The sequence below is a fragment of the Amycolatopsis sp. ATCC 39116 genome (genome assembly GCF_000231075.2).
Classification (GTDB): Bacteria; Actinomycetota; Actinomycetes; order Mycobacteriales; family Pseudonocardiaceae; genus Amycolatopsis_E; species Amycolatopsis_E tucumanensis.
Genome location: NZ_AFWY03000107.1, coordinates 1 through 4,331, shown reverse-complemented (window position 1 = coordinate 4,331; position 4,331 = coordinate 1). Strand labels below are relative to the sequence as shown.

The 4,331-nt window shown below is 76.2% G+C and carries 3 protein-coding genes and 1 pseudogene; all 4 read left to right on the top strand.

Going from position 1 to position 4,331, the window contains the following annotated elements:
• Positions 1-226, top strand: a pseudogene (locus AMY39116_RS46725) (hypothetical protein); the annotation flags it as partial.
• A complete protein-coding gene (locus AMY39116_RS0341590) occupies positions 223-924 on the top strand; it encodes a helix-turn-helix transcriptional regulator (protein WP_020423507.1) in 702 nt (233 codons plus the stop codon). The pseudogene AMY39116_RS46725 and the gene AMY39116_RS0341590, both read left to right, overlap by 4 nt.
• Entirely contained in the window at positions 924-2,567 is a 1,644-nt protein-coding gene (locus AMY39116_RS0341585; protein ID WP_020423506.1) for a right-handed parallel beta-helix repeat-containing protein, read from the top strand. Before AMY39116_RS0341590 ends, AMY39116_RS0341585 begins: the two co-directional genes overlap by 1 nt.
• A gap of 50 nt (positions 2,568-2,617) precedes the next feature.
• Positions 2,618-4,331, top strand: a 1,714-nt coding sequence (locus tag AMY39116_RS46505; RefSeq protein ID WP_020423505.1) for a protein kinase, incomplete at its 3' end; no start/stop codon positions are given.

Genomic DNA, 4,331 nt, shown 5'->3' with positions numbered 1-4,331 from the left:
GCTGCACCAGCTGCTCGCCGCCGTCCCCGGCGCCGCCCGCACCGTCGCGGTCACCGTGCCCGGGCACGACGCGGTGGTGCGGGTCGCCGCCACGACCGACGCCGCCGCCGATTCGGCCGTCGCGCGGCTGCTGTGGGCGCCGCCCCCGGGGCTGCGCCTGGAACGAATGGACAACCAGCACGGACCGGCCGTCGCCGCGTCGCTGCCGATCGGAGGAAAGCCATGATCCCCCAGCCCGCACTCGAAGCACGCCAGGCCCCGCCGCGCCTTTCGGTCCTCGATGGACAGTCCGCGGGGGCGCTGGTCTCCCGGCACGCGCGGGTCGCCACCAAGCTGGCCGCCGCCGAACGCGAGGTGCTCGTCGTCAGCTCGCTGTCCGGCGGCCCCGCCGATCCGGTCAGCACGTTCCGCCCGGTCGACCACGCCAACCTCGGCCGCGGGGTCCGCTACCGGATGCTCGTCCCGGACGCCGCGCGCACGACGCCCGGCCCCGCCCGGCGCCTCGGGAAGCTGGCGCAGGCCGGCGCGGAGATTCGCACGATGCCCGTCGTGCCCGTCGAGGCGCTGGTCATCGACGGCGCGCTCGCCGTGCTGCCCGGGGAGCACCGGGACATCGCGGTGCTCCGGCTGCCCAGCGTGATCGGCACGATCATGGAGCTGGTCGAACACCTGTGGCCGGCCGCGGTGCCGCTCGTCCCGGCCGACCCGCCGTCGTGCGCGGAACTGGCCGGGCGCGACCGGGAGCTGCTGGCTCTGCTGTCCGCGGGCTGCACGGACGAGTCGGCGGCGGCCGCGCTCGGCGTGTCGGTGCGCACGGTGCGGCGCATGGTCGCCGGGCTGATGAACCGGCTCGGCGCCCGCAGCCGCTTCCAGGCCGGGGTCAAGGCCGCCGGGCACGGCTGGCTGGCGGGGAGGGCGAGCTGATGACGACCGCCGCCCGGACCTTGCTCGTGGCGCCGGGCCGGCACGGCGCCTACGCCACCGTCGGTGAGGCGGTGCTCGGCGCCCCGGACGGCGCGTGCGTGTCCATCGCCGCCGGCACCTACGCCGAGACACTGGAACTGGTGGACCGCACGCTGACCCTCCGCGCGGCCGCGGGCGCCGAGGTCGTGTTCGACGGCAGCGGGGCGGACGTGCCGGTGCTGTTCGCCCGCGGCGGCGCGCTCACCGTGCACGGGGTGACCGTGCGGGCGGGAAACGCGGCGGGGGTGCAGGCCGAACACGCGGCCCTGACGCTCACCGGCTGCAGCGTGCACGCCGGGCGCAGACCCGCCGTCGCGGTCCGCGGACCGGGACCGGTCGCGATCACCGACGTGTCGATCACCGGCGCGGAGCACGGGCTGGTGCTGGAAGGCACGTCCGGCGTGGTGGAGAACGTGACCATCGACAACGTCGCCGCCGACGGGATGATCGTCGGGCTGGGCGCGGATCCGGTGATCCGGTCCTGCGCCGTGAGCGGGTGCGGGCAGCGCGGTCTCTACGTCTACCAGCACGCGCGGCCGGTGGTGGAGAACTGCCGGATCACCCGCACCGCCCAGGCCGGGGTCCTGGTGGCCCACCGCGGCGAACCGGTGCTGCGGCGGGTTTCGGTGAGCGACGCGGGCGGCGTCGGCATCGACGTGGGCGCGCACTGCGGCGGCGCGGTCGAAGGGTGCGACGTCACCAACACCGCCGAGCCCGCGGTGCGGCTCGCGGCCTCGGCGGCCGCGACCGTGGTGGCCGAACCGGCCGGGGCGTCCGGCGGCGGCCCGCTGGACGCGCTGCTCGCGGACCTCGACGGCATGGTCGGGCTGCCCGCGGTCAAGGCCGAGGTCCGGTCGCTGGTGGACGAGATCCAGGTGAACGCGTGGCGGTCGCGGGCCGGGCTGTCCACCGGCGCGCTGAGCCACCACCTGATCTTCGCGGGCGCGCCGGGCACCGGGAAGACGACGGTGGCCCGGACCTACGGCAGGCTGCTGCGGGAACTGGGGGTGCTCGGCGGCGGGGAGTTCCGCGAGGTGTCGCGGCGGGACCTGGTCGGGCAGTACGTCGGCCACACCGCCGAGAAGACGGCGACGGTGTTCGAGCAGTCCCTCGGCGGTGTGCTGTTCATCGACGAGGCCTACACGCTGTCGCGGCAGACCGGCAGCGGCGCCGACTTCGGCCAGGAAGCCATCGACACGCTGGTGAAGCTGATGGAGGACCACCGCGAGGAGATCGCGGTGATCGTCGCGGGCTACACCGCCGAGATGCACCAGTTCCTCGCCGCCAACCCGGGGTTGTCGTCGCGGTTCGCGAAGACGATCGAGTTCGAGAACTACACGCCGGACCAGCTGGTCGGCATCACCGGCCGCATGGCGGCGGACGGCGACTACGAGCTCGACCCGCGCGCCCGGCCCGTCCTTGCCGGGTACTTCGACCGCATCTCGGCCGATCCCGCGTTCGGCAACGCGCGCGACGCCCGGAAGCTGTTCGAGGCCGTGCGGAAGGCCCAGTCCGGGCGGCTGCGGCGTCTCGGCCGGATCCCGGACCCCGCCGAGCTGCGTGAACTCCGGCTCGAGGACGTGCTGGCTGCGGTCGGGGCGTGATGGTTCGTACCATGGGACCGGCGACGGCGGCGATTCCGAGGACGACCACCATGACGGCAGCGGGGGACGCGCCCGGCGACCTGGTTCCGCTGGGCGACGGGCCGAGCGCCACCGTGTTCGCCGGGGTGGACGAGGCGGCCGGGACGGCGTTCGCGCTCAAGGTCTACCCGGGCCGGCTGGACCGCGGCACCCGCGCCGAGCTGGACGCCGAACTGTCCGCGCTGGCCGCGGCGCGGGGCAGGGCGCCGGTCCTGGTGGCCGACGCGGTGCGCGAGCTCCCGGACGGCCGGTGCGCGTTGCGGATGGAGTTGTGCGCGCAGTCCCTGCCCGAGCTGGTGGGGGCGTTCGGGCCGATGGCGGCCGCCGACGCGGTGGCGCTGGGCCGCTCGCTGGCGTCCGCGCTGGCCGCGGCGCACGCGGCCGGGGTGGTGCACGGCGGGGTCACCCCGGGGAACGTGTTGTTCCGGCCGTCCGGCGAGGCGGTGCTGTCCGACTTCGGCCTGGCGCTGCGCCGCGCCTTCCCCCGCGACCCGGCGCGCGACATCGGGTTCCTGGCGCCGGAGACACTGCGCGACGGAACCGCCGACGAGCGGTCCGACCTGTACGGCTTGGGCGCGGTGCTGTACCTGGCGCTGACCGGCCGGTCGCCGCACCAGGGACGGCCCGGCGAGCCCGAGGGCGAGCTGGTGCTGCGGGTGCTGCACGAGCCGGCGCCGCCCCTGGAGCGGAGCGATCTGCCGCCGGGGCTGGCGCAGCTGATCACGGCGCTGCTGGCCCGGTCCCCCGACGCGCGCCCCCTCGACGCGGCCACCGTGGCCGCCCGGATGGCCGCCCCGGCCCCCGGCCAGGTGCGGCCGGCGTTCGACGACTTCGGGGGGTCCTTCCGCGCGTCACCGCCGGTGGCGCCGGGGCCACCTCCGGGCGGGCCCCCGCTGCGATCGCATCCGGGGCCGCCGTCGCACAACGCGGCAGGGGAAGTGCCCTTGGGCGCGCCGCCACTGGCCCAGCAAGCGGGGGCGCCAGCGGGACCACCCCCGGGCATTCCGCAGGGATCGCAGGCAGGAGCGCCATCGCCGACCGCGCCACCGGCCCCCTTGGGCGCCCTGCCTCCGGGGACGCCGCCCCCGGGCACACATCCCACGGCCCTGCGTCCCGCGGGGCCGCAGCTGAATCCGGCTTCGCCGCCGGTCCCCCATGCCTCGGCGGCGCCGGCCGGGCCGGCACCCTACGGGCCCCCCGCGGCCGGGAACCGACCCGCAGCGCCCTGGCCCGCCGCCCCGCATCCGGCGCCGGGCGGGCCGCGGCTGGGCACGCCGCTCGTCGAGTACGGGCCGGCCGACCGTCCGCGCCGACGGCCGAGGCGGATGAATTCCGTCGTCGTGGCGCTGGCGGTGTTGTCGGCGCTCGCGGTGGCCGCCGTGCTCGTGCTGGTGAACACCCCGGACGAGCTGGACGTCGCGGCCGTGCCGCCGCAGATCGGGGCTCCCGGGCTGCCCTCGCCGTCGGGGCGGGCGGTGCAGCTGGACCTCAATGACCCGGTCGACCTCGGTGATCACGTCGAACTGTCCTGGCGCAGCAGTGAGGCGCTGGACTTCGCGGTCATCGTCGCCGCCGAGGGTGAGCGGAGCACCACCGTCCTCGTCCAGCGCAACACCAGCCACCGGGTGCCGGTGGATCCGGTGCGCAAGTACTGCTTCCTCGTCCAGGCCACCGACGGCAACCAGGTCTACGAGAGCCAGGCGAAACCGATCCGCGGCGCGAACT